The organism is Marinobacter persicus (assembly GCF_002934325.1).
GTDB classification, from domain to species: Bacteria; Pseudomonadota; Gammaproteobacteria; order Pseudomonadales; family Oleiphilaceae; genus Marinobacter; species Marinobacter persicus_A.
Map to the genome: position 1 here is coordinate 18,508 of NZ_PTIV01000029.1, position 24,591 is coordinate 43,098.

Sequence of the window (24,591 nt, forward strand, 5' to 3'; positions counted from 1 at the left end):
TCAAATATCACCACGACACCAACATTCAGTGTGAGTCATTAAGAACGGCGGAATGCATAAACATTTTGAAGTGCAACATCGACTCGGCTACCGCATTCTCCGCTGGATAATGCTGATCGCCCTGCTCGGTGGCATACTCGCCAGTACCGCCCAGGTGGTCATTGACGCCAGAAGAGCTTCCAGTGAACTGGAGCATCAGGCACACCAAACCGTCACCATGGTCAGGGACGCCGCCACTCAGGCAGTGTTCAGTATCGATAAGGTGCTCGCCCGACAGGTTGTGGACGGTCTGTTTGCCCTGGATGCGATTCACCGAGTACAAATTACCCACCCGGACGGGCAAGAGCTGGCCAGCCGGCAACGCCCGCTCCAGGATGCCGCCTTCCGCCCGGTAACCGACCCGATTTTTGGCACCATCCGCCGATATCATGAGCCCCTGGAACTGACCACACGCCCCGGCGAGCTCTACGGCTACCTGGATATCTATTACGATACAGCCCCCTACGCCGAGCTATGGTTAAACCGGGCAGTGGTCACCTTTGCGTCTGGCATTGCCCTGGCCCTGATTCTCGGCACGGTGCTGTATTTTGTCTTCTATCTGCTGCTCACACGCCCACTACTCCGCATTGTCACCTCGGTTAAAAAAGTCGATCCAGATAAGCCCGATGACCGCTTGATTTCCATCCCCAAAGGCCACCGGGCCGATGAGCTGGGGCTGTGGGTGAATGCCACCAACAACCTGCTGATCTCCATTGCCGACAGCCACCAGAAACACCAGGAAGCCGAAAACCGGGCGTCGCAACTCACGCGCTTCGATCAGCTCACCAACCTGCCCAGCCGCGACACCTTCATGGACAACCTGAAGGAAATGATCAGCGAGGCAAGCCCGCAGTCTGTCTCCATGGCACTCATGGTCTGTGGCATCGACGACTTCAAATCGATCAACGAACAGTGTGGGTTCCGTACCGGCGACACCATCCTGCAAACCGTGGCTAGCCGTTTGACGGCGAATCTGTCCTCCGAACGATTCATGCTGGCCCGCCTGGGCAGTGACCAGTTCGTGATCGTGGAAAAACGCCTGCGCGATGGCTTCCAGGCCGCTGAAACGGCTGAAAAGGTGCTGGCAAGCTTCTCCACGCCCATCAACTCCGGCAATCACCGGGTATCCATGACGGCCACCATTGGCATTGCCCTCTACCCGTCAGATGCCAAGGACGGTGAGCGCCTGCTACAAAGTGCAGAGCAGACCATGGCCCTGGCCAAGCAGGTCGGTCATAACCACTTCCAGTTCTTTGTGGCCAGCATTGACCACGACATCCGTGAACGGAAACAGCTTGAGAAAGAGCTGGCTTTGGCGCTGCCCAACCACGAACTGTTCGTGGTGTACCAACCGCAGGTGAATCTCGCCAATAGTCGCGTGGTGGGTGCCGAAGCCCTCTTGCGCTGGCAGCACCCGGAAAAAGGGCTCATCCCGCCGGACCGCTTCATCCCCATTGCCGAAGCCAATGGCACCATTGTTGAGATTGGCCAATGGGTGCTGGATCAGGCCTGCTGGCAGGCCGCCCAGTGGAGCCGTGAGGGCTCGCCCATACGCATTGCCGTGAACCTGTCAGCGGTCCAGTTGCGCCAGGAATCGATCGTCAACGACATTCTGGAAACGCTGAAACGCCATAAGCTCTCCGCCAGCCAGCTCGAACTGGAGGTCACGGAAACCAGCTTCATGACCAACATCAAGGACGCGGTCGATAAGCTACACAAGCTGAACCGTGCCGGTATTCGCATCGCGGTGGATGATTTCGGCACCGGCTACTCCTCCCTGACATACCTCAAGCAGATGCCCGTGCAGTATCTGAAAATCGACAAACAGTTCATTAGCGACCTGCTGAACAACGAAGACGACACCCGAATCGCCAACACCATCATTGACCTGGGCAAGAGTCTGAACCTGACCGTTATCGCCGAAGGTGTTGAAACGGAAGAACAGGAGGTCTACCTGAACGAGCGGGGCTGCCAGATTGGGCAGGGCTACTATTACAGCAAACCCGTCATTGCCAGGGAATTCGAGAGGTTCGTCAAAGCCTTCCACGCTGAAACCGTGGATAATCACAGCTAAAAACCAACCACCGGGGAATCAACATGGAAACCACAGTCATCGGCCTTGCAGTTATTGCCGTTGTCGTTATCTACCTCGTCGTCATCTACAACCGTCTGGTCTCGCTACGAAACCAGTTCAAGAACGGCTTTGCGCAGATTGATGTGCAGTTGCAGCGCCGCCATGACCTGATTCCCAACCTGGTGGAATCGGCCAAGGCGTATCTGGAACATGAAAAGTCCACCCTCACCCAGGTCATGGAAGCCAGAAACAACGCCGTCAGCGCCCAAAAAGACGCGGCCAAGGATCCCGGCGATGGCAACAAAATGCAGCGCCTGGGTAGTGCCGAGAACATGCTGACCAAAGCCCTCGCCAACTTCAACGCAGTGGTCGAAGACTACCCGGAGCTGAAGGCGGACCAAACCATTCAGGATCTCATGGAAGAGCTCTCCAGCACCGAGAACCGGGTGTCCTTTGCTCGCCAGGCCTATAATGACGGCGTGATGCACTACAACATCTTCCGCGAGAAATTCCCCAACAACATCATTGCCGGCATGTTCGCGTTCAAAGACCGGGCGCAACTGCAGTTGGAAACCCCGGAAGCCCGTCAGGCCCCGAAAGTCAGTTTCTGAAGGCCTGATCCATGGCAAATCCAGGCTTTTTTGAGCGCCAGGCCCATGCCCGGCGCAACACCGGTGTGCTCACCGCCCTATTTACCACCGCAGTCACACTGATCACTCTGGCGGTGTGCCTGCTGGGCTACTTCATTACCCGGGGCGAAGACTCCTACCTGCCGTTCCACCACTGGTTATTGTCCAATCATGGCCTGATTACCGCCGGCAGCGTGGTTGGCCTGATCGGCATTGGCTCAATGATCCGGTGGGCCGACCTGGCCGGCGGTGGCTCCCGGGTCGCAAAAATGGTGGGCGCGCGTCTTATAGAGCCAGACACGCGGGATTCCGACGAACGCCAACTGCGTAACATTGTTGAGGAAATGGCCATCGCCAGCGGCGTCCCGGTTCCTGACCTGTACGTTATGGAGCAGGAGCCAGGCATTAACGCCTTTGTCGCCGGTTACAGCAGCGGCGAAGCGATCATGGTGGTGACCCACGGCGCCCTTTTACAACTGAACCGGGACGAACTGCAGGGCGTGGTCGCCCACGAGTTCAGCCATATTCTCAATGGCGACATGCGCATTAACGTCAGGCTGATCGCCCTGCTCGCCGGCATCCTGATGATCGGTCAGATCGGCCAGTTCCTGCTGCGGGCGGGCTTCTACAGCTCGGGCAGCCGACGCTTTCGCTCCAGTAGCCGGGACAGCCGTGGTCAGGCTGCCATGGGGCTCATTGGCCTGGCCTTGTTAATCATCGGGTATGTTGGTGTCTTTTTCGGCCGTTTGATACAGGCAGCGGTCTCCCGCCAGCGGGAGATGCTGGCCGACGCCTCGTCGGTCCAGTTTACCCGCAACCCCGAAGGCATAGGCGGCGCACTCTTCAAGATCGGCATGAAAGGCGGCTACCTGGATTCCACAAGCCACGCCAGCGACATGAACCATATGTGCTTCGGCGAATCCGCGCGCATGAAGTTTACCTCAATGCTCGCCTCACACCCGCCCATTGAGGAACGTATCAACGCCATTCAGCCGGGCCTGGTGGCGCGCCTTCGCAGCCGCCTGCGCGATACCGAGCCCTCGGCAAACCTGCGCCAGGACCTGGCCGGCGAAGCCAGCACCCGGGTAAGTGATCTGGTCAGCCAGGTTACCAGTCCGATTGCCAGCGCCAGCCGGTTGTCTCCGGTGGCCGCCAGGGCGCCTCAAGAGCCAACAGCCGACCGAGGCGCCCCTACCCTGTCGCGCCGGGTAGGCACGGTATCAAGGCAAAGCGAAGCTTTCGCCATACAATGGCTGAGCCAGCTACCGGCCACGTTCCGGACTCTTCTGTACACCCGCACCGGGGCCATCCAGCTGTGCTATGCCCTGCTGGTGTACCATCTCCCCAAAACCTCACAGACTGACAACCTGGCCCTGCTGCCCGACCACCCTTCCCTGGCTCCCCGCCAGGAGCTGGCCCAAAAGCTGATCGAGGGGCTGCAAAGCCTGGGTGACGGCGTGCGTTTCCCGGTCCTGGAACTGGCCATGCCAGCCCTGCGCAAGCTGGACCCGGAAGAACGTCGCCAACTGATCGCCAATGTGCGCAAGCTGGCTGCGGCGGACCAGCGCATCAGCCTGTTCGAGTTGTCGTTGATCAGTTTCCTGGAAAGACACCTGGGAGACGATGCAGAGCGGGCCGTGCCAGTGCAGTACCGAAAGTACAAGCCCGTGGTTACGGATCTGGAGCGCCTGCTGGGTCTGTTTGCCCGTGCTGGCACGGAGTCCCGGGAGCAAGCGGAAAAACTCTTTCATGAGGCCATGGCGGGCTTTAGCGTTCGAGCCGAAAAGGCTGAAGTGCCGGCCAGTGTTTCCCTGAAGGAATTGCACCAGGCCCTGGCTCGATTAAATCGGCTGTCACCCCTATTGAAGCCAGCGGTGATCGACGCCTGCGCCCACTGCGTGACCCATGATGGCCAAGTGGCCGTCAAGGAATATGAGTTGATGCGCCTGGTGGCGGACCAACTGGACAGCCCCATGCCGCCGCTGTGACCACTCGTGGCGGCAGCGGCGTCAGTCGCGCCGCCCTTCAAACAACATATCAACGGTGGGCTGGTCATCCTTGTCCGGCAGGCCCAGCTTTTCCCGAACTTCCAGGCTGACGTCCCACAGACGGTTGAACTTCTCACTGGTGGCCGCGCTGGCCTCTTCCTTGCCCAGCATGATGGTCGGGCGCAGGAACACCAGCAGGTTCCGTTTCACCCGGGTTTCTGATTCCGAGGAGAACAGGCGACCGAGTACCGGAATGTCCCCTAGCAGCGGCACCTTACTCTTATTGATCTGAAGATCATCACGGATCAAACCGCCCAGCACCACGGTTTCCCCATCATCCGCCAGCACCGTCGTCTTGATCTCACGCTTGTTGGTGATCAGATCCGAGGCACCGGCCACATTGGTCGTGGCGATGTCTTCGGTGGTCTGCTCCACCACCAGCCGCACCAGGCCATCGGCGCTGATGGTGGGGGTAACCTTGAGGGAAAGGCCGACGTCCCGGCGTTCGATCGTGGTAAAGGGGTTGGTGGTGCCATCGCCGTTTACGATGGTTTCACCAGTCCGGAAGGGAACGTTCTGGCCGACGATGATTTCGGATTCCTGGTTATCCAGTGTGATAATGCTGGGCGTTGACAACAGGTTGGCGGCGGCGGAGGACGACAGCGCCTGGATCAGCACCCCCCAGGTCAGACCGTTCTCATCCCGGTTGCCTCCGCCAGCGGTAAGCCCTCCTCCAAGCTGTGGTAGCGTGTCGCCCACCAAGGCGCTGATGACGGAGTTCAGGCCCAGCATACCGGGCCCGGTGGCCAGGTTCGTTCCCACGATCGGTCCCGCATCGGATGACTCATCCAAAGCCCCGACCTGGACCCCAAGCTGGTCTCCCAGTTCATCGCTGATCTCGACAATCGCGGCTTCAATCATCACCTGGGCACGGCGAACATCCAGCTGGGCCACGATGGCCTCTGCCTCCTGCATCAATGAAGGATCCCCCCGCAACACCAGGGCATTAAGTCCCTCGTCGGCAAAAACCGCAAAACTGTTGCCGGGCTGACCCTCGGAGGCCCCGGAACCATTTTCTTTCAATAACTCGCCCATGACGCCCTTGAGAATCTCGGTCAGGTTTACCGCGTCGGCGTGTTTCAGCCGAACTACCTTGGTGGTTCCGCCCGTCGCGGTGGGCTGATCCAACTTTTGAATCAAGCCGCGCATCTTCTTGCGAAAGTTTTCGTCACCCCGGAGAATCAGCCGGTTACTGCGCTCATCCGCCGTTACGCTGTACTTGCCCGTGGCAGTATTTCCACCGCCACTACCCAGCTCTCCCGGCGCCAGCTCCTGCAGCAGGGTAACCATGTCTCCCACCCAGGCTTCCTCAAGCTGAATGACATCGACTTCGTACTTCGGCGGCGAATCCAGTTCCCGGACGATCTGTTCGATACGCTCGATATTGGCTCGATGGTCGCTAATGATCAGGGCGTTGGTCCGGGGAACACCCGCGAGGTGACCATACTCGGCCACCAGGGGCCGCAACACCGGCACCAGTTCCTGCGACAACGCGTACTCCACGTTGATCACACGGGTGATCAGTTGCTCCGAGGGTATGGGTTCGACGTTGGTTTGGGGCTTGCCCGACTGCTTGCCATCCACTTCCTGAAGGATCTTGGTGACCTCTGCCCCGGGAATGGCAACGTAACCATGGACATTAAGCACGGAAAGGAACAGTTCGTAGATTTCATCCTTTGTCATGGGTGTGCTGGAAAGCACTGTCACCTGGCCGGTGACGCGAGGGTCCACCACAAAGCTGCGACCGGTTATATCGGCCACCTGGGTAATAAACGCCCGGATGTCCGCCTGCCGGAGGTTAATCTGCCAGGTTTCCTCCTGGGCCTGGGCCGACGACATCAACAACAAAAACAGGGCGCAAAGGACAGTGCGGGTGAACCAGCGTTGATGTTTTTTCATCTGGCAAAGAGTCCCTGAAACCGGAGCATTGCTTCCCGAACTATAGCACCGGTCCTCTGCCCTCGCCGCCGGGCCGCCAATAAAAAACCCCGCACCGGCGAGCCGATACGGGGTTTCAAGGTGTCAGGCTGGAGCCGGAACTAGCCGACTCCAGAGAGACTGGCCGGCATTACATCATGCCGCCCATGCCTCCCATACCGCCCATGCCACCCATGTCCGGCATACCGCCACCGGCACCTTCTTCTTCCGGCTCATCAGCAACCATGGCTTCGGTCGTGATGATCAGGGAAGCCACGGACGCAGCCGCCTGCAGTGCAGAGCGGGTGACCTTGGCCGGGTCCAGGATACCCATTTCCAGCATGTCGCCGTACTCTTCAGTAGCAGCGTTGTAGCCGAAGGAACCTTCGCCTTCGCGAACCTTGGCGACAACCACGGAGGACTCACCACCTGCGTTGAATACGATCTGGCGCAGCGGAGCTTCCATGGCACGGCGCAGGATGTTGACACCGGCTTTCTGCTCTTCGTTGATGGCGTCGGCCTTCTCCAGTGCCTGGATGGCGCGGATCAGGGTTACACCACCACCGGCTACGATGCCTTCTTCAACGGCAGCGCGGGTAGAGTGCAGCGCGTCTTCAACGCGGGCCTTCTTCTCTTTCATTTCCACTTCAGAGCCAGCGCCCACCTTGATCACGGCAACACCGCCGGCCAGCTTGGCAACGCGCTCCTGCAGCTTCTCTTTGTCGTAGTCAGAGGTGCTGTCTTCGATCTGCTTGCGGATCTGTTCAACACGCGCTTCGATGTCAGCCTCGGCACCAGCACCGCCGATGATGGTGGTGTTTTCCTTGGTGACGTTCACGCGCTTGGCGGTACCCAGGTCATCCAGGGTGGTGTTTTCCAGGGTCAGGCCCACTTCTTCGGAAATCACAGTACCACCAGTCAGAATGGCGATATCCTGCAGCATTTCCTTGCGACGGTCACCGAAGCCAGGTGCTTTAACTGCGTTCACCTTCACGATGCCACGCATATTGTTCACTACCAGAGTGGCCAGTGCTTCGCCTTCGATGTCTTCGGCGATGATCTGCAGCGGCTTGCCAGCCTTGGCGACGGATTCCAGCACCGGCAGCAGCTCGCGGATGTTGGAGATCTTCTTGTCGACCAGCAGGATGTACGGGTCATCCAGCTCGGCAGACATGTTGTCCTGGTTGTTGATGAAGTACGGGCTCAGGTAGCCGCGGTCGAACTGCATGCCTTCAACCACGTCCAGCTCGTCTTCCAGGCTGCGACCTTCCTCAACGGTGATCACGCCTTCCTGACCCACACGCTCCATGGCGTCTGCGATCAGCTTGCCGATGGTTTCGTCGCCGTTGGCGGAAATGGTGCCAACCTGGGCGATGTTACGGCTGTCGTTGCACGGCGTGGCCATTTCGCGGATGGCTTTAACAGCTTCCGCAGTCGCCTTGTCGATACCGCGCTTCAGGTCCATCGGGTTCATGCCGGCAGTCACTGCCTTAATGCCTTCGTTAACGATGGACTGAGCCAGAACGGTCGCAGTGGTGGTACCGTCACCGGCGGTTTCGTTGGCCTGGGAAGCCACTTCTTTCACCATCTGGGCGCCCATGTTCTCGAACTTGTCTTTCAGTTCGATTTCCTTGGCCACGGAAACGCCGTCTTTGGTTACTGTCGGAGCGCCAAAGGACTTCTCCAGCACCACGTTACGACCTTTCGGGCCCAGAGTTACCTTAACTGCGTCCGCCAGTACGTTGACACCTGCGACCATGCGCTTACGAGCGCTATCACCGAATTTAACGTCTTTTGCTGCCATGTTTCCTATTCCTGTTCGTTAAACCGAAGTTGTTTGATCGGATTAATGAGCGTTGGTACCTGTCGCGTTCGCGATCACTCAAGCACGCCGTAGATTTCGTTCTCGCTCATGATGAGCAGCTCTTCACCGTCAACCTTCACGGTGTTACCGGCAAACTGGCCGAAGACCACGGTGTCACCCACCTTGACCGCCAGTGCACGAGTTTCGCCATTGTCGAGAATACGGCCGTTACCCACAGCGATAACTTCACCCTGGGAAGGCTTCTCTTTGGCATTACCCGGCAGCACGATGCCACCCGCAGTTTTCTCTTCTTCTTCCTTACGGCGTACGACAACACGATCGTGTAGCGGACGAATTTTCATTGCTCTGTTTCTCCAGTAGTCAGATTAATGTGGCAATGACAATTGCATGTTAAAACGCCGGACCGGGACAGGCCCGACAATGTGCCAGGGCCTCAAGCAGCTGATAGCCAGTGCTTTTCAGCCCGTAGCGAACTCGTGCAGGATAAATGGGGTTGGGGTAACGGTTTTCAACACCTGCCCTGAAAAATTTTTTTACTTTTTTTCAATCCGATCGCGGTCCTTTTCCGGCTCTTCTTCATATTCCCCTTCGATGATGTCACCGTTGGCATCACGGTCAAACGGGCTCTGGCCGCCAAAGGGCCCCTGGCGGAAGGAACCGGCCTGGAAATGAAAGCCCTGCCCTCGGCTGGTGGTTGTCATGCGCTTCAATGCCTTAGCCGCCAGCCAGTGGCGGGTCACCGGAATCAGGCAGAGAAAACCGAAGGTGTCGGTGATGAACCCGGGGGTGAGCAACAGGGCACCGCCGACCGCCAGAATCAGCCCTTCGGCCACCTCCTTGGCAGGCAGTTCACCACTGTTCAGGCGCTCATTGGCACGCAGCAGGGTTGCCAGGCCCTGCTGGCGCAGCAGCCAGGCACCGACAACGGCGGTCAGAAGCACCAGCCCGATGGTGTTCATCACACCAATCACACTGCCGACCTGAATCAGCACCGCCAGCTCGGTGACGGGCATGATAATGAAAAGGAAAAGGAAAACGGGCAAGATGCCTCCTGTAACTCGCTCAGACACGTAGAAATAAAACTACCTGATAACTTGGTTAGGGCAAACCGTGAAAGTTCAAGGAAGGCACCGACGAATAACACACAGGTAATAAATGGATACCTTCGAGCAAGAACCCTCCCGGGAGCAGAAAATATGGCAGGTGGTAGCGGCGATTCCGGAAGGAAGCGTGGCCAGCTACGGCCAGGTCGCAGCCATGGCGGGCCTTGGCCGGCAGGCGCGGTTTGTGGGTCGGGCCCTGGGCAGGTTGCCCGGCGGGCACAGCATCCCCTGGCATCGGGTGATTCGCAGCAATGGCCAGATTGCCTTCGGGGAAGGCACGGAAGCGCGTCAGCTGCAAACCGAGAAGCTACGGATGGAAGGAGTTGAGGTGATTAAAGGAAGGGTAAGAATGAAGGACTTTCAGTGGCAGCCCTGAGCGGTTGCCCAGGGCTGCACTGATGCAGTCAGCCGATCAGACCGCCTTGGCGGCGATGATCTTTTCGTGCCACTCGACCGGACCGGTCTGGTGCACGGAGCTGCCACGGGAATCCACGGCCACGGTGACCGGCATGTCTTCCACCTCAAACTCGTAGATGGCTTCCATACCCAGCTCTTCGAAGGCCACAACCTTGGCGTCCTTGATGGCCTTGGACACCAGGTACGCTGCGCCGCCCACGGCCATCAGGTAAACAGCTCCGAATTCCTTGATGGAGTCGATGGCCACCTGGCCACGCTCGGCCTTGCCGATCATGCCGGTCAGGCCGGTCTTCTCGAGCATGGTGTGGGTGAACTTGTCCATGCGGGTGGCGGTGGTGGGGCCAGCCGGGCCAACCACTTCTTCGCCCACCGGATCAACCGGGCCCACGTAGTAGATAAAGCGACCAGTCAGGTCCACCGGCAGTTCTTCGCCGTTCTGGATCATGTCGACCATCTTCTTGTGGGCCGCGTCACGGCCGGTCAGCATCTTGCCGGACAGCAGAACGGTTTCACCCGGCTGCCAGTCTTTCACGTCTTCCGGCGTGACGGTGTCCAGGTTCACGCGGCGTACGTTCTCGCCCACTTCCCAGGTGATTTCCGGCCAGTCTTCAATGCTTGGCGGCGTCTGCAGGGACGGACCTGTGCCATCCAGGGTGAAATGCGCGTGACGGGTCGCGGCGCAGTTCGGGATGATGGCCACCGGCTTGTTGGCGGCGTGGGTCGGGTAGTCCTTGACCTTCACATCCAGAACGGTGGTCAGACCGCCCAGGCCCTGGGCACCGATGCCCAACTCGTTCACTTTCTCGAACAGCTCCAGGCGCAGCTCTTCAGCACGGTTGGAGGCGCCACGGGCCTGCAGGTCGTGGATGTCGATGGGGTCCAGCAGGGATTCCTTGGCCAGTTCCATCGCCTTCTCGGCGGTACCGCCAATACCAATGCCCAGCATGCCCGGCGGACACCAGCCGGCACCCATCTGCGGCACCATCTTCAGTACCCACTCCACCACGTCGTCGGACGGGTTCAGCATGGCAAACTTGGACTTGGCTTCAGAACCGCCGCCCTTGGCCGCCACGTGAACTTCCACGGTGTTACCCGGCACCATCTTGTAGTGGATGATGGCCGGTGTATTGTCCTTGGTGTTCTGGCGCTTGCCGTCCGGATCGGCCAGCACAGACGCACGCAGTACGTTGTCCGGGTGGGTGTAGGCGCGGCGTACGCCTTCGTTGATCACGTCATCCAGCGGCTGATCGCACTCGAATTTCACATCCATACCGATGTTCACGAACACGGTCACGATGCCGGTGTCCTGGCAGATCGGGCGGTGGCCCTGGGCACACATGCGCGAGTTGATCAGGATCTGGGCCATGGCGTCTTTCGCGGCCTGGGATTCTTCCCGCTGGTAGGCCTCGTGTACGGCGTCGATGAAATCTTTCGGATGGTAATAAGAGATGAACTGCAGCGCGTCGGCTACGCTTTCGATCAGGTCGTCCTGGCGGATAACGGTGGTCATAGTCGCCTCATCAGCTTTCTGATTGTAGGAAGTCTCGGAGCCGCATGGCAGCTCCGATCTTTAATAAAGAAGCGAGAGTTTACCAGAAATTCCGACAGGCGCGTGATGCGACAGAAGGCGAAGCGAAAGAACGCTCCGGTGGTCAGCTTTCCTGGCGTTCCGTGGAGGGCGTTTCCGTATCGGCTGATGGCTCTTTATCCGCTGATGGCTCCTTATGGGCTGATGGCTCCTTAACCGCTGACGGCTCTTCGGCAGTCTCTTCTATCTCGTCAGCATCCACTTCGGCCTGGTCCACAATACCCTTGGGCAGCTCCTTTTTGACCCGAACTCCCAGCTCCACAAAACGGTTGGCCTGGGAAATCAGGTTGCCCCGGCCCCGGGTCAGGGTGTTCATGGCGGCGTCGTAGGTGCCCTGGGCGGTGTGCAGTTGGCCGCCAAGGCGCTCCATGGACTCCACAAACACCCGCAACTTGTCGTACACCGCGCCGGCCCGTTCGGCGATTTTCTTCGCGTTCTGGCTCTGGCGCTCGTAGCGCCAGATGTTCTCGATGGTGCGAAGCGTGGCCAGCAAGGTGGTGGGCGTCACCACGATGATCTTGCGCTCGAAGGCCTCGGCGAACAGGTTCTCGTCCTGCTGGAACGCAGCCACGAAGGCCGGTTCAATGGGCATGAACAGCAACACGAAATCCGGCGAGTGCAGGCCGTTGAGCTGGCTGTAGTCCTTCTCGCTAAGGGTGCGGATGTGGCTGCGAACCGCCTCCACGTGGCGCTTGAGGGCATCTTCCCGCAGGGCTTCGTCCTCGGTGTTGACCCACTCCTGGTAGGCCAGCAGGGACACTTTCGAATCAATAATCAGGTTCCGGTGATCCGGCAGGTGCACCACCACGTCCGGGCGCAGCAGCTGGTTGTCGCTGTCACGATAGCTGCCCTGGGTCTCGTATTCCACGCCCTTGCGCAGCCCGGAGCGCTCCAGCACGCGCTCCAGGATGAGCTCGCCCCAGTTGCCCTGAATCTTCTTGTCACCTTTCAGGGCCCTGGTGAGGTTGGAGGCTTCCTCGGTGATCTGGCGGTTCAGCTCCTGCAGGGATTTGATCTCACTGCGCAGGGCCTGGCGGTCGTTGCTTTCGCTGGTATAGACATGATCCACCCGCTTGCGGAAATCCTGCAGTTGGTCACGGAACGGCGCGAGCAATGAATCCAGACTGGTCTTGCTCTGCTGGCTGAATTTCTCGCTTTTCTGGTCGAAGATGCGGTTGGCCAGGTTCTCGAATTCCTGCTTCAGGGCGTCCCGGTTTTTCTCCAGCAGCTCCAGCTTTTCGTTGGCGGCGCGGCGCTCTTTGTCCAGGGTCACCTGCTGTTCCCGCAGCTCCACCTGAACCTGCCCCAACTCCGAGGCCAGGGAATCGGCTTTGTTGCGATGGGCCTGTGCCTCCTGCTCCAGCCGGTCGATACGCTCACGGCGCGCCGCCAGGTCCGAATCCGCCGCCGCCAGACGGTTTTCCAGACCCGCCGCTTTCTGGCGCCAGCTTTCAATGGTTTCTTCCAACTGGCCCGCCCGGCTTCTCTGCTCCTCCAGCAAACCTTCGAGATGCCGGGTTTGCTGATCGTGCAATGCCTGGGCCTGCTGTGCCGACTGCAGTTGATCTCGGGCTTCTGCCAGGGCTGCCTCGCCCGCGGACCGTTGCTGGCGCTCACGTTTCTGGGCCAGCACGGCCCAAACAAAACCACCCAGCGCCAGCACAGTCGCCGCCCCCAGAACCAAAAACCATCCCGCCATCCCGGCCGGGTTTGCCACCATTGCCTGGCTCAATGCCTCCATCACTGGTCAAAACTCCTCAAGCTGGCCAAAGCACCTGGACTTAGTAGTAATACAGTCATCCAGAGCGCCTTAACCATCTGTAAACTCATTGGGGTTGAAGCCTGTAGTATACTTGCCCGCTCGTTTAACAACACATCCACGGACCACACTCGCATCTTTACGGTCGTTTCAGAGGGTATTCATGGGGTATAGACCAACTCGCTCCCGCTCGCGTTTCCTGATTGCCTCGGCACTGCTTGTCTTTCTCACCGGCTGCACGGCAGACCGCTACTTGATGGTGCCGAAGAACAACCTTGAAAGCGTTCAGCAATCCGTCAGTGCCCAAAGAGCGACGCTGGTTACCATGGAAGAAAACGCTGCCACCCGCCATGAGCAGCTTTTAAACAAAAACGCCCAGTCCACCCAAACCATTCTGGATGCCATTGCCACCCAGGTGGAAAAGCCCAACTGCCCGCCTCCCGAGGAAACTCCGGTATGTAAAGCCGCCCTGGCCAAGAGTGAACAGTCTGCGCGACTGGAAGGCAAATTGATTGTGGGTGAACTGGAAAAATTCTATCTGGCGGGGCCGGGGCTGGTATACAACGCCCGAATCGACAGCGGCGCCGAAACATCGTCCATCTATGCCCGTAACGTTCAGCCCTTTGAGCGGGACGGGAACAACTGGGTCCGGTTTGATGTTCCGGTACCTGGTGAAAACTCCGAATCCTGGGTCACCCTGGAAAAAGAAGTGTCACGCTGGGTACGAATCATCCAGGCCAACTCCGAAGAAGCTGAGCACCGGGTGGTCGTGGAATTGCAGTTTGCCATCGGAGACCATCACCAGGTGGCGGAATTTACCCTCGCCAACCGAAAAAATCTGACCTACGACGTACTCATTGGACGAAACATTCTGCGGGACGTGATGCTGATTGACGTCGGCAAGGAATTCGCCACCGAACTACCTTCCTCCTATCTGGAGACCAACAATGGTGGAGAAGCCGAATGACGGCGAAATCCCGAGTTCCTTTCTACGCTTTCGTCCTGCTGCTGATTGCGGCAGGGATTGCCATTGCCGTCTGGCGCCACCTGGAACTTGGCGTACCCTGGATGACCGGAGAGCAGCGTCCCGTCTGGATGATTGAGGCGCGCGTGGACTTTGAGGGCCTCGGGGAGGCCGCCAAAGTCAGCCTTCACATACCCCAGGACCCACCCGGGTTCGGCATCCTGACCGAACAGGCCGCCTCCCCCGGCTATGGCTTCTCGATTCTGGATAATTCTGGAAGTCGCCGGGCGGAATGGACCAAACGCAATGTCTCCGGGCCACAGACGCTCTATTTCAAGGCGCAGTTTGTTCCAGATCAGACTCGCCCGGCCTCGATCCCTGAGCAGGCACCGCAGGCCAGCAACGAATTCTGGGAAGAACCAGAGGCCACCGCCGTACAGGAGCTCATTGACCAGGCGCGGGAGCGGTCCAGCAGCCCCGAAAGCTTCACCCGGGAACTGATCCGCCTACTCCAGCCCGACAGCCAGACCCAGAACGCCGCATTGCTGGTATCGGAGAACAACCGGATACCCATGCTCGGGCGCATACTCAACCACGCAGGCATCCCGGCCCGTACCGCCGACGGCCTGCGCCTGGAAGACGCACGACGCCGCCAGCACCTGATTCCCTTTCTCCAGATTTACGACGGCAGCCAATGGCTGACCTTTGACCCGCGCACCGGAGAACAGGGCGTGCCGGGCAACCTGCTGCTTTGGCGCCAGGGCTCGGAATCGCTGCTGGATGTGGTTGGTGGTGACAATTCGGAAGTCAGCTTCTCAATGCTGCGCCAGACCCTGCCGGCGCTGCAACTGGCGACCATGGAGGCCAACAAAAACGGCCTGGGCGTGCTGGGCTTTTACCAGTTACCGATTGAAGAGCAAAGCATGTTCCGCATGTTGATGTTGCTCCCGCTGGGTGCCCTGATCGTCGCGTTCATGCGGATCATTGTCGGCATCCGCACGTCCGGGACCTTCATGCCCGTGCTGATTGCCATCGCCTTTGTGCAGACCACGCTTCTGCCCGGGCTGATCGCCTTTCTCTCGGTGGTTGCCATCGGCCTGCTGCTCCGTGGGTATCTCTCCAGCCTGAACCTTCTGCTGGTATCCCGGATCTCGGCACTCATCATCCTGGTGATTTTCATCACCGCCGGGCTGAGCATTGTCGGCTACCAGATGGGCTTTAACACCGGCATGACCATCACTTTCTTTCCCATGGTGATCCTGGCCTGGACCATCGAGCGCATGTCCATTCTCTGGGAGGAGGAAGGGGCCCGGGAAGTCATGATTCAAGGGTCCGGCAGCCTGATCGTCGCCATTCTTGCCTTCCTGGCCATGGATGCGCCTCTGTCACGACACCTGACGTTCAACTTCCCGGAACTCCATCTGGTGGTGCTGGGCCTGATCCTGTTAATGGGTCAATACACCGGCTACAAGCTGAGTGAGTTGCGTCGTTTTTCACCCATGAAGGCCTACGAGTGATATGAGCTGGATTTCCGCCCGCCGGCTGAACAGGCTCGGAATGTTGAACATGAACCGGCGCAATGTCGATTACATTGGTCGGTACAACGAACGCTCGTCGTACCCATTAGTGGACAACAAGCTGAGAACAAAGCTTGCGGTACGGGAATACGGCGTTAAAACCCCCAAGCTGCTCCAGGTGGTTCGCCAGCAGCACGAGATTTCCCATTTCCGTGAAATGGCCAGCGAGCTGGATGGTTTTGCCATCAAACCGGCCAAAGGCTCCGGCGGAAAGGGCATCACGGTTATCTCCGGTCGCGACGGGGACGAATTCATCAAGGGCTCCGGCGCCCGCGAATCCTCGGAAGTACTGGAGCGCCATTTGAGCAACATTCTGGCAGGGCTCTATTCCCTGGCCGGCACGCCCGATGTCGCCATTGTCGAAAGCCTCGTGCAGTGCATTCCGTCACTCGCGCGATACTCCTTCGAGGGGGTGCCGGACATCCGCATTGTGGTCTTTCAGGGCTACCCCGTCATGGCCATGTTGCGACTGGCCACCAAGGCCTCCGACGGCAAAGCCAACCTGCACCAGGGGGCCATTGGCGTGGGCCTGAATATTGGAACCGGGAACAGCCTGAACGCCGTTCAGTTCAACCGCCCGGCCATCCTCCACCCGGACACTGGCCTGGCACTGGAAAACATTCGCATTGAAGACTGGGAAACCATGCTGGAAATGGCTTCGCGCTGCTATGAAGCAACGGGGCTGGGCTACATGGGGGTGGATCTGGTGGTGGACGCCAAAGAGGGGCCGTTGCTGCTGGAACTTAATGCCCGCCCGGGCCTGGCCATCCAGATGGCCAATGGCTGCGGCCTGCTACCTCGCCTGAAACATATCGAAAGCCTCAAGCGCCTGCACTTCAGCCCGGCCGAACGGGCTCAATACGCCATGACCACGTTCGACCAAAGCTAAGCGTCATGGCATAAAAAAACCGGGGCTCGAAAGCCCCGGTTTTTTTCACTACCTGGTCACGATTAGAGCTCGCCACGCTGCAACAGCAGCTTCCTCTCGTGAGAGAGGCCTTTCAGCAGCCCCCAGGTCATAACCAGCAGGATCGCCGTGAACGGGAGCCCTGCACTGATGGCAACCGCCTGGATTGCGCCAAGGGCGTCTTCACCGCCACCGAAAATCAGCGCTGCGGCGATGGCGCCTTCCATAACCACCCAGAACACCCGCTGAGCGGTCGGGGCGTCGGTCTTGCCACCGGCGGTAATGCTGTCAATGACCAGCGAACCAGAGTCTGAAGAGGTCACGAAGAACACCAACACCAGGATAATCCCCACGAAGGAAATAATGCCCGTCAGTGGCAGATGCTCGAACATCTGGAACGTCGCCAGAGACACTTCAGTCAGGCCATTTTCAGCCAGCGTCCCGACACCCTGCTGAATCTGCTCCAGGGCAGTACCACCAAAGCCACTCATCCACACAGAGGTAATCAAGGTCGGGATGATCAATACCGCAGTCACAAATTCACGGACCGTACGGCCATTGGAAACCCGCGCGATAAACATACCTACGAACGGTGACCAGGAAATCCACCAGGCCCAGTAGAAGACAGTCCAGCCCTGGAACCAGGCTTCGTCTTCGCGACCAAACGGATTACTCAGCGGCACAACGTTCGCCACATAGGAAGAACCCGTTGTCCAGAGTGTTTCCAGAATCGTCATTGTCGGACCGGCAAAGATGATGAAGAACAGCAGCACGCCAGCGGTGGCCATGTTGATGTTACTCAACACCTTAACGCCGCCATCCAGACCGCGAAGCACGGAAACCAGAGCCACGGCAGAAACGCCGACAATGATGGCCATCTGAATGTTGGTGCCTGATCCAAGATCAAACAGGTAATCCAGGCCCGATGCCGCCTGCTGCGCGCCGAAGCCCAGAGACGTTGCCAGACCAAAAATGGTCGCAACTACCGCCAGCACATCGATGATGTGGCCAGGCCAGCCCCAGACTTTGTCCTTCAGGAGCGGGAAAAAGGCCGAACGGATGGTCAGTGGCATGTTCTTGTTGAACGCAAAGAACGCAAGAGACAATGCCACAATCGAGTAGATCGCCCAGGGATGCAGACCCCAGTGGTACATGGTCGCCCCCATGGCAAGGTCCTGCGCTGCCGGGGAGTTTGGTGCCACATTAAATGGGGTTTCGTACCAGCCTGTGTAATAGGCGACAGGTTCTGCGACGGCCCAGAACATCAAGCCAATGCCCATGCCTGCTGCGAACAGCATGGCAAACCAGGACATCGTTGAAAACTCAGGCTTCGCATCTTGCCCGCCAAGGCGGATCTTACCCACTGGCAAGAAGATCAGCGCGAGACTGACGATCACAAAGATGTTCGCACTGAGCAGGAAAAACCAGTCAAAGCTGGCAATAATGTCCCACTTCGCGCCATCCAACATTTCTTTGGACTGAGCCGGGAACATCAGGGTGCCGACAACAAACAGCACCACAATAATGGCAGACACTGGGAAAACCCAGTTGTGGAGATCCAGGCCAAACGGATTAATATTATCCTGGCCTGCGACGTAATCCGTCTGATATTCGTCTTTCACTACCTCGCCCACGTTATGAGCCTCCTGGTTTTGGTGTGATTTCTCTGCACATCTGAATATGAGTTCGGATTTCTTGTCGTTATGATTGGCATTCAAACGTTACAAGCGCGCAATGCTATTACTTTGATCTCAAAACATCAAAAAAACGAACAATCGTTTAACATATTGAGCATAGCCAAATTCCGCCAGAAGCAAAGGAGTCTCCATGGCGAAAACCACAACCTTCCCGCTACGCTACTCGGCCTACGCAATCAGCATAGCGGGCCTTGTGATTTCACTGCCGGTTACCATCTGGATGGATGCCGGCTATGTTTTCCCCCTGATCTTCGCCATCCTGACAGCCATCGGCACCCGGGACCTTCTCCAGCGCCGCCACACCGTCAGCCGTAACTACCCCATCATGGCCAATTTCCGATACCTGTTTGAATCGGTTGGCCCTGAAATCCGTCAATATTTCATTCAGTCCGATACCGAAGAGCGTCCGTTTTCCCGAGAGCAGCGCGCTATCGTCTACCAGCGCGCTAAGGATGTTCTCGACAAAAGGCCTTTCGGCTCCCAGTTACACATGTACGAAGAGGGTTTCGAATGGATGAGTCATTCCATGGCTCCCACTGAAATTCCTGACAGTGATTTCCGGATACTGATTGGCAAAAACTGCGAGAAACCCTACAACGCCAGCGTGTTCAATATTTCCGCCATGAGCTTCGGCTCGCTCTCCGCCAACGCCATCCTGGCCCTGAATACCGGCGCGCGAAAAGGTGGCTTCTATCACGACACCGGCGAGGGATCGATTTCCCGTTACCATCGTAAACCGGGTGGTGACCTGGTCTGGGAAATCGGCTCCGGCTATTTCGGCTGCCGAAACCCCGACGGCACCTTCAGCGAAGAGAAATTCCAGAAAAACGCCACCCTGGATCAGGTGAAAATGATCGAGGTAAAACTCTCCCAGGGTGCCAAGCCCGGCCACGGCGGCATTCTGCCCGGCGCCAAGGTGAGCGAAGAAATCGCCGAGGCCCGTGGCGTTGAGCCTGGTGAAGACTGCATCTCGCCCGCCCACCACTCGGCCTTTTCAACACCGCTGGAGCTGATGGATTTTCTGGACCGGTTGCGACAACTTTCGGGCGGCAAGCCAGTGGGCTTTAAACTGGCAATCGGCCACCCATGGGAATGGTTTGCCCTGGTCAAAGCCATGCTGAAAACGGGCAAAAGGCCGGATTTCATTGTCGTGGATGGTGGCGAAGGCGGCACTGGCGCGGCGCCTCTGGAGTTCATCAACCGACTGGGCACGCCGATGACCGAAGCACTCCTGCTGGTCCACAACACGTTGGTGGCCACCAATTTGCGGGAAGACATCGCCATTGGCGCGGCAGGTAAGATCACCTCCGCGTTCAACATCGCCCGCACCCTGGCGCTGGGCGCGGACTGGTGCAACTCCGCCCGCGGCTACATGTTCTCCCTGGGCTGCATACAGGCACTGAACTGCCATACCGGGCGCTGCCCCAGCGGCGTGGCCACCCAGGACCCGCGCCGTGGCAGCAAGCTGGACGTGCCACTGAAAAGCGAGCGGGTCTATAATTTTCACAACAAGACCCTGGATGCCCTCAAGAACCTGCTTGAAGCCTCCGGGCTGAACCACCCCTCGGAACTGGGGCCGGAGAACATCATTCGCCGCGTCTCGAAGACCGAAGTCCACAGCTATCTGGACCTCTTCCCCTTCCTGGAGCCCGGCTCCCTGCTGGAAGGCCAGACCGGCGTGGCCCTCTACGACAAATACTGGCGCGAGGCAGATCCCCACAACTTCGAACCCCCGCGGTTCATACAGGAATTACGTAAAACCAAGCTGCGCTGAACACCAACAAAAAGCTGCACAGGGATGTTTATTTTCGCCCAAAGCTAGTGTAGACTTCGCTCCCGCTAAGCCGCTGAAAGAAACCTCTTTTTCAGCGCTTGCGATGTTAACGGGGCGTAGCGCAGCTTGGTAGCGCATCTGCATGGGGTGCAGAGGGTCGCAGGTTCAAATCCTGCCGTCCCGACCAATCAGAAATACGAGAAAGGCCAATCCTTCGGGATTGGCCTTTTTTGTTTCCAGAAAACCAGTAGACAGAATGCAACGTACAAGGTGATGAACAAACCAGCCAAGCCCTGAGAGACATCTCTATGTTCATGACCGAGAAAAAGAAACAGGAAATTGCCGACTGCCAGGACCGAGCCCGTGAGAGCGAGGCCGTTACCAGGGCCATCCACAGTTCAGTGGCAACCATCGAGTTCACGCCCGACGGCTTCATTCTCGATGCAAACAACCTGTTTCTTGATGTGGTGGGTTACGCGCGGGACGAGGTGCAGGGACAGCACCACCGCATTTTCTGCGACCAGGACACCGTCACTTCCCAAGCTTATCGCGACTTCTGGGATGCCCTGCGGGCAGGCCACTCCCAATCAGATACCTTTCCCCGTCGTGACAACCATGGAAGAAAGATATGGCTGGAAGCCACCTACATTCCGGTTAAAGATGACCAGGGCCAGGTTGAACGGATATTGAAAATTGCCAGCGATGTCACTCCCGAGCACGACCGTTTACGTGACCAGCGCGCAATGTTTACGGCCATCAACCGCTCCATGGCAATCATCGAGTTTGAGCCGGATGGCACGATCATCACAGCCAACGACAACTTCCTCCAGACCATTGGTTATCGTCTTGATGACATTCGCGGCAAACACCACCGCATTTTTTGTGATGACGACTTCTACCGGGAAAATCCGGATTTCTGGCAGCAGCTGTCCGCCGGCGAATATCAAAATGGGCACTTTCATCGTCGCCGGGCCGATGGCTCTGACCTCTGGCTTGAAGCCAGCTATAACCCGGTTCTTAACGAGCGCGGCGAAGTGGAAAAAGTGGTGAAATTTGCCAGTGACATCACTGATCGGGTGGAAAAGGCCATTCAGACCCAGGACGCCGCCGCCGTGGCATCGTCCACAGCCAGCCAGACCGTCAGCATCATCGGCCGAGCTGAGCAGGCCTTGCAGCAATCGAAAGAAACCGCCGAAACCATTGAAACCGGCGTGAACAAGGCCAACAACATTATTGGCGAGCTGAACGAACGTTCCCAGAGCATCGAGAAAATGGTGGATACCATTTCCGGCGTGGCCGACCAAACCAACCTGCTGGCACTCAACGCAGCCATTGAGGCCGCCCGGGCCGGCGAACACGGCAGAGGGTTTGCCGTGGTTGCTGATGAGGTGCGTAAACTGGCGGCGAATACCAGCGAGGCCACCGACGAAATTGCCGAGGTGATTCACACCATTCTGGAACTGTCCGGGGGCGTGGAAAAGCAGATCACCGACGTTCTGGATGTCGCCGTGGAAGGCCGTCAGCAATCACGCGCCGCAGAAGGCGTGATTGCCGAGATCCGTGATGGCGCCAATGCGGTTCTTGAGGCAATTGAAAGGATAGGAAATTAGCGATACCGAAGTTTAATCAGTAGACCTGCGCCCCCGCTTTAGCTCTCGCCTGTCCTCGCCTTCAGCAACAGGATAAAGCTCGGTCTCTAGTGTATGGGCGCGCCGATCCCCCTCATCCGTACGCCGATCACCCTGGTGACTGTATCTACAATGACAGTCCTGAACCTGGGTACATTCCTGCAGGGGTAATTTGGGCACATTGAGTTCACTGTCCAGAAAGAGCTTGCCTTGTAAGTCCCGTGCTGCCTGGCAGGCACTCTTTCCCGGAACGATTGTAGTGGCACTGAAGGCGGACTGGCCGTTACCGGCCCCTACTTGACCGACGCGTTTACGCGACTGTTTATCCCGGTTTTTCCTGTTACCCCCCTTGGGCTTCATCTTTAGCACCGCGAACACAATGACCGCAATAACACCCAGTGCCAGCAAGAACTTCATACAACTCCCCCTTTCCATTTTTGTTGGGCTGGTATTGTATTGATGACGACTTGGCCTCACTGAAGACACCCGATTCCGTGGCATCCTTACCCATAAATGTAGCTCAACAAGGCACGTTGTACCGAGCATGGTCATAACGGGATATCTGCGGAGTGGCAAGGAAGGCGATACGGGAGATGGCGGGGAGCCGGATAACTTGTCGGGTTAGAGAAGATATTTCGGTGGTCAGATTTCATTCAACAGCTGGGGCATCAGCAGGGCCTGGTTTACTAGAGATTCACGCCCACTTTGAGCAACACACGCAAATTATCGGCGTCCCAGCCTCTAGCCCCAAGCCGATCTTCAGCGGTAGCCTGGTAACGCGCCTCGCCCCCAAAAAAGACGGCACCGTGCCGAAATTGCACGCTTGCAACAGCCTGCCCTTCCTGAAGCGCATCATCGCGGGTGCGGGTTTCCAAACCCATAGCGCCAACGCCCGGCCCTGAGCCAGCGAAAGCAACGTCCGATTTCATGCCCTCTGCGGGCAGACCCCGCTCCTCAGCCACAACGCCCTGGGATGCACAAGCAACCACCAAAGCAAAAAGTGAAGCGCAGATCTGTTTTTTCATCACATGACCCCTGCGTGGAGTTTGATCGATATGGCAATGCTAACCATGAATTAATATCGAATCTGTGATGAGGTTAAATATTGAGCAAATCAGCCAGACTCAAGCGCCATCATTTCCGATAACCATAAGAGGAGACACCATGTCATACACCAGACAATACACACCAGAAACCCAGAGCCGTGATGAACTGGACCAGAACACGGGTCCAATGGTGATCGAATTCGGCACCAACTGGTGCGGGATCTGCCAGGGCGCGCAGGCGCACATCAAGACGGCAATGGACAATCACCCAGACATTCCGCATGTGAAGGTTGAGGATGGAAAAGGGCGCAGATTGGGGCGAACGTTTGGCGTTAAGCTTTGGCCGACTCTGATTTTCTTGAAGGATGGCAAAGAAATGGCACGGGTCGTCCGCCCGGAAAGAAGCAGCGAGATCGAAGATGCGATGGTCAAAATTCTCCAGGGGTGACGCCAAGGTCAATAGCAGGCACCCTCAATTCCTTGCCCCGCACGGGGCTGCCGGCAGCCCGCTTGCTAAAGTTTGTTGCCAATCGGTAGCAACTTCCTGGGAGTTGAACATCCCATGTAAATTTCCACTGGGAACTGGCACCCACACTGTCGCCCTAGAGAACTCGCGACGACCGACAACAATTCGAATCTCTTTGCCGGTGTTTGCTTCCTTGAATGCCGCCAAACTCGTGGTACCGACCTCGGTCAACTTCACGAAAACCGGCCAGCCAAGATCTGACGGCGCCCCAACTTCAGATTTTTCCACGTAGGATGAGCACAAATTAAATTCCGACTCAGCCTCAGCTAACCCAAGAGCAGGAAAAGCCAACACGGGAAAGATGATCCATTTCATCATTTCCGGCATCGCTTTTCTCCTCCTGCGGATGGAGCGCCTTGTTGGATGCTACCTTCCTGAAGTCCATTGGTGTTCAGAATCCTGACGAGAGCGTCGATCTGAGCCAGCCGCACCTCGGTAAAATCTACTTGGTCGAGGCTGCCAAATGCCAGCTCCTTAGCCCAAGGAGGCATAGCATGAGATGCCTCTATAGACTCTTTTGCTTCATCAACGGCTTGGTCCGGCTCTACGGAAGCGCTAAGAAGCCCCACTTCCGACAAGTGCCTCGCAATGACTGGACCGATAACGCTTTCACATTTGGCAATCACCTCTAGCAGGTAATAGCCGAGACCTTGATATATCTTAGATCCACCTCTATTAGTTACTGAGGGTGGTGCAATGACTAATAGCAGATCGCCCTCAACGTGGGCAGCAGAAGTGATGTCATAGACGCGGTGTACTACGCTGTTACGAAGTTCCCGAACAAATGAGTAGTTAGCACTACCATCTGGATACTCCTCAAATACAAACTGCTCCTCAAGAAGTTTCTTGAATGCTTTTCGATGCGGGTATTCTTTCTCCAGCAACAGCTCAGTTGCCGAGACAAGATGAGCGAGGTACTCGGAGTAGTAAAGACGCAACGCCTTCGTCTGTTCGACCGTAAGTGGGCAACGTAGACTCGGGTTCTACCCCGTTTCCACGGACGGTTTTAAAACGGCTGATAACTTCTGATCCTGAGCGGCAACTCTACGTCGCATCCTGGGATTATGAAACCG

Annotated in this window: 20 protein-coding genes and 1 tRNA gene; 11 read left to right on the forward strand and 10 right to left on the reverse strand. The window is 57.7% G+C overall.

All coding sequences use genetic code 11. From position 1 onward, the window contains the following. The first annotated feature begins 52 nt into the window (after positions 1 to 52). The 3 genes from BY454_RS13575 to BY454_RS13585 are packed head-to-tail and all read left to right on the forward strand — an operon-like array spanning position 53 to position 4,730. Entirely contained in the window at positions 53 to 2,113 is a 2,061-nt protein-coding gene (locus BY454_RS13575; protein WP_104415918.1) for a putative bifunctional diguanylate cyclase/phosphodiesterase, read from the forward strand. A 23-nt stretch (positions 2,114 to 2,136) separates the two neighbouring features. Continuing rightward, positions 2,137 to 2,724, forward strand: coding sequence for a LemA family protein (locus BY454_RS13580; protein WP_104415919.1), 588 nt, complete (start codon positions 2,137 to 2,139; stop codon positions 2,722 to 2,724). Positions 2,725 to 2,735: 11 nt separating this feature from the next. Then, the gene (locus BY454_RS13585; RefSeq protein ID WP_104415920.1) at positions 2,736 to 4,730 is read left to right on the forward strand and encodes a M48 family metallopeptidase; all 1,995 of its coding nucleotides are present in this window, start codon (positions 2,736 to 2,738) and stop codon (positions 4,728 to 4,730) included. Between the two features lie 21 nt (positions 4,731 to 4,751). Here the strand turns inward: BY454_RS13585 and gspD are convergent, their stop codons facing one another. The 4 genes from gspD to BY454_RS13605 form a co-directional block, all read right to left on the reverse strand. Further along, positions 4,752 to 6,689: a type II secretion system secretin GspD gene (gene gspD / locus BY454_RS13590; protein WP_104415921.1), complete on the reverse strand. Its 1,938-nt coding sequence runs from the start codon at positions 6,687 to 6,689 to the stop codon at positions 4,752 to 4,754. A 169-nt stretch (positions 6,690 to 6,858) separates the two neighbouring features. After that, positions 6,859 to 8,511, reverse strand: coding sequence for a chaperonin GroEL (gene groL / locus BY454_RS13595; protein ID WP_104415922.1), 1,653 nt, complete (start codon positions 8,509 to 8,511; stop codon positions 6,859 to 6,861). 74 nt (positions 8,512 to 8,585) lie between these two features. After that, a complete protein-coding gene (groES, locus tag BY454_RS13600) occupies positions 8,586 to 8,873 on the reverse strand; it encodes a co-chaperone GroES (protein ID WP_091702145.1) in 288 nt (95 codons plus the stop codon). Between the two features lie 192 nt (positions 8,874 to 9,065). Next, positions 9,066 to 9,575 (reverse strand): FxsA family protein, encoded by a 510-nt coding sequence (locus tag BY454_RS13605; protein ID WP_104415923.1) that lies wholly within the window; start codon positions 9,573 to 9,575, stop codon positions 9,066 to 9,068. A gap of 112 nt (positions 9,576 to 9,687) precedes the next feature. Between BY454_RS13605 and BY454_RS13610 the strand changes: the two genes are divergently transcribed. Beyond that, positions 9,688 to 10,011: an MGMT family protein gene (locus tag BY454_RS13610; protein WP_104415924.1), complete on the forward strand. Its 324-nt coding sequence runs from the start codon at positions 9,688 to 9,690 to the stop codon at positions 10,009 to 10,011. A 36-nt stretch (positions 10,012 to 10,047) separates the two neighbouring features. On the opposite strand, the gene BY454_RS13615 is transcribed toward BY454_RS13610, so the two are convergent. Then, positions 10,048 to 11,562: a fumarate hydratase gene (locus BY454_RS13615; protein ID WP_104415925.1), complete on the reverse strand. Its 1,515-nt coding sequence runs from the start codon at positions 11,560 to 11,562 to the stop codon at positions 10,048 to 10,050. 142 nt (positions 11,563 to 11,704) lie between these two features. After that, positions 11,705 to 13,381, reverse strand: coding sequence for a DNA recombination protein RmuC (gene rmuC / locus BY454_RS13620; protein WP_258075661.1), 1,677 nt, complete (start codon positions 13,379 to 13,381; stop codon positions 11,705 to 11,707). A 181-nt stretch (positions 13,382 to 13,562) separates the two neighbouring features. Between rmuC and BY454_RS13625 the strand changes: the two genes are divergently transcribed. The 3 genes from BY454_RS13625 to BY454_RS13635 are packed head-to-tail and all read left to right on the forward strand — an operon-like array spanning position 13,563 to position 16,829. Further along, positions 13,563 to 14,366 carry an ATP-dependent zinc protease family protein gene (locus BY454_RS13625; protein ID WP_104415926.1) on the forward strand — a complete coding sequence of 268 codons (804 nt, stop codon included), beginning with the start codon at positions 13,563 to 13,565 and terminating at the stop codon, positions 14,364 to 14,366. Continuing rightward, positions 14,363 to 15,880: an inactive transglutaminase family protein gene (locus tag BY454_RS13630; protein WP_104415927.1), complete on the forward strand. Its 1,518-nt coding sequence runs from the start codon at positions 14,363 to 14,365 to the stop codon at positions 15,878 to 15,880. The genes BY454_RS13625 and BY454_RS13630 overlap by 4 nt, the downstream gene beginning before the upstream one ends. A gap of 1 nt (position 15,881) precedes the next feature. Beyond that, complete coding sequence (locus BY454_RS13635; RefSeq protein WP_104415928.1) at positions 15,882 to 16,829, forward strand: alpha-L-glutamate ligase-like protein; 948 nt, start codon at positions 15,882 to 15,884, stop codon at positions 16,827 to 16,829. 62 nt (positions 16,830 to 16,891) lie between these two features. Here the strand turns inward: BY454_RS13635 and BY454_RS13640 are convergent, their stop codons facing one another. Then, positions 16,892 to 18,481: a BCCT family transporter gene (locus BY454_RS13640; protein WP_104415929.1), complete on the reverse strand. Its 1,590-nt coding sequence runs from the start codon at positions 18,479 to 18,481 to the stop codon at positions 16,892 to 16,894. A 193-nt stretch (positions 18,482 to 18,674) separates the two neighbouring features. On the opposite strand from BY454_RS13640, the gene BY454_RS13645 reads away from it, so the two are divergent. The 3 genes from BY454_RS13645 to BY454_RS17150 all read left to right on the forward strand — a co-directional run bounded on the left by BY454_RS13645 (position 18,675) and on the right by BY454_RS17150 (position 21,928). After that, a complete protein-coding gene (locus tag BY454_RS13645; protein ID WP_104415930.1) occupies positions 18,675 to 20,318 on the forward strand; it encodes an FMN-binding glutamate synthase family protein in 1,644 nt (547 codons plus the stop codon). Positions 20,319 to 20,428: 110 nt separating this feature from the next. After that, a tRNA-Pro gene (locus BY454_RS13650) sits at positions 20,429 to 20,505 on the forward strand. Positions 20,506 to 20,626: 121 nt separating this feature from the next. After that, positions 20,627 to 21,928: a methyl-accepting chemotaxis protein gene (locus BY454_RS17150; protein WP_104415931.1), complete on the forward strand. Its 1,302-nt coding sequence runs from the start codon at positions 20,627 to 20,629 to the stop codon at positions 21,926 to 21,928. A 704-nt stretch (positions 21,929 to 22,632) separates the two neighbouring features. On the opposite strand, the gene BY454_RS13665 is transcribed toward BY454_RS17150, so the two are convergent. Beyond that, a complete protein-coding gene (locus BY454_RS13665; RefSeq protein WP_104415933.1) occupies positions 22,633 to 22,971 on the reverse strand; it encodes a hypothetical protein in 339 nt (112 codons plus the stop codon). A 139-nt stretch (positions 22,972 to 23,110) separates the two neighbouring features. On the opposite strand from BY454_RS13665, the gene BY454_RS13670 reads away from it, so the two are divergent. After that, positions 23,111 to 23,440, forward strand: a complete 330-nt coding sequence (locus BY454_RS13670) for a thioredoxin family protein (RefSeq protein ID WP_104415934.1) — start codon at positions 23,111 to 23,113, stop codon at positions 23,438 to 23,440. 24 nt (positions 23,441 to 23,464) lie between these two features. Here BY454_RS13670 and BY454_RS13675 read toward each other — a convergent pair whose 3' ends face one another. Together BY454_RS13675 and BY454_RS13680 are read right to left on the reverse strand one after the other, a co-directional pair. Beyond that, positions 23,465 to 23,845, reverse strand: coding sequence for a hypothetical protein (locus tag BY454_RS13675; RefSeq protein ID WP_104415935.1), 381 nt, complete (start codon positions 23,843 to 23,845; stop codon positions 23,465 to 23,467). Continuing rightward, complete coding sequence (locus BY454_RS13680; protein ID WP_146082718.1) at positions 23,833 to 24,402, reverse strand: hypothetical protein; 570 nt, start codon at positions 24,400 to 24,402, stop codon at positions 23,833 to 23,835. The genes BY454_RS13675 and BY454_RS13680 overlap by 13 nt, the downstream gene beginning before the upstream one ends. Positions 24,403 to 24,591 lie beyond the last annotated feature (189 nt).

Bases quoted from the DNA above. Each gene is read 5' to 3' on its own strand.
- BY454_RS13575 (WP_104415918.1), top strand. From the start codon at position 53: ATGCATAAACATTTTGAAGTGCAACATCGACTCGGCTACCGCATTCTC.
- BY454_RS13580 (WP_104415919.1), top strand. From the start codon at position 2,137: ATGGAAACCACAGTCATCGGCCTTGCAGTTATTGCCGTTGTCGTTATC.
- BY454_RS13585 (WP_104415920.1), top strand. From the start codon at position 2,736: ATGGCAAATCCAGGCTTTTTTGAGCGCCAGGCCCATGCCCGGCGCAAC.
- gspD (WP_104415921.1), bottom strand. From the start codon at position 6,689: ATGAAAAAACATCAACGCTGGTTCACCCGCACTGTCCTTTGCGCCCTG.
- groL (WP_104415922.1), bottom strand. From the start codon at position 8,511: ATGGCAGCAAAAGACGTTAAATTCGGTGATAGCGCTCGTAAGCGCATG.
- groES (WP_091702145.1), bottom strand. From the start codon at position 8,873: ATGAAAATTCGTCCGCTACACGATCGTGTTGTCGTACGCCGTAAGGAA.
- BY454_RS13610 (WP_104415924.1), top strand. From the start codon at position 9,688: ATGGATACCTTCGAGCAAGAACCCTCCCGGGAGCAGAAAATATGGCAG.
- BY454_RS13615 (WP_104415925.1), bottom strand. From the start codon at position 11,562: ATGACCACCGTTATCCGCCAGGACGACCTGATCGAAAGCGTAGCCGAC.
- rmuC (WP_258075661.1), bottom strand. From the start codon at position 13,381: ATGGAGGCATTGAGCCAGGCAATGGTGGCAAACCCGGCCGGGATGGCG.
- BY454_RS13625 (WP_104415926.1), top strand. From the start codon at position 13,563: ATGGGGTATAGACCAACTCGCTCCCGCTCGCGTTTCCTGATTGCCTCG.
- BY454_RS13630 (WP_104415927.1), top strand. From the start codon at position 14,363: ATGACGGCGAAATCCCGAGTTCCTTTCTACGCTTTCGTCCTGCTGCTG.
- BY454_RS13635 (WP_104415928.1), top strand. From the start codon at position 15,882: ATGAGCTGGATTTCCGCCCGCCGGCTGAACAGGCTCGGAATGTTGAAC.
- BY454_RS13645 (WP_104415930.1), top strand. From the start codon at position 18,675: ATGGCGAAAACCACAACCTTCCCGCTACGCTACTCGGCCTACGCAATC.
- BY454_RS17150 (WP_104415931.1), top strand. From the start codon at position 20,627: ATGTTCATGACCGAGAAAAAGAAACAGGAAATTGCCGACTGCCAGGAC.
- BY454_RS13665 (WP_104415933.1), bottom strand. From the start codon at position 22,971: ATGAAAAAACAGATCTGCGCTTCACTTTTTGCTTTGGTGGTTGCTTGT.
- BY454_RS13670 (WP_104415934.1), top strand. From the start codon at position 23,111: ATGTCATACACCAGACAATACACACCAGAAACCCAGAGCCGTGATGAA.
- BY454_RS13675 (WP_104415935.1), bottom strand. From the start codon at position 23,845: ATGCCGGAAATGATGAAATGGATCATCTTTCCCGTGTTGGCTTTTCCT.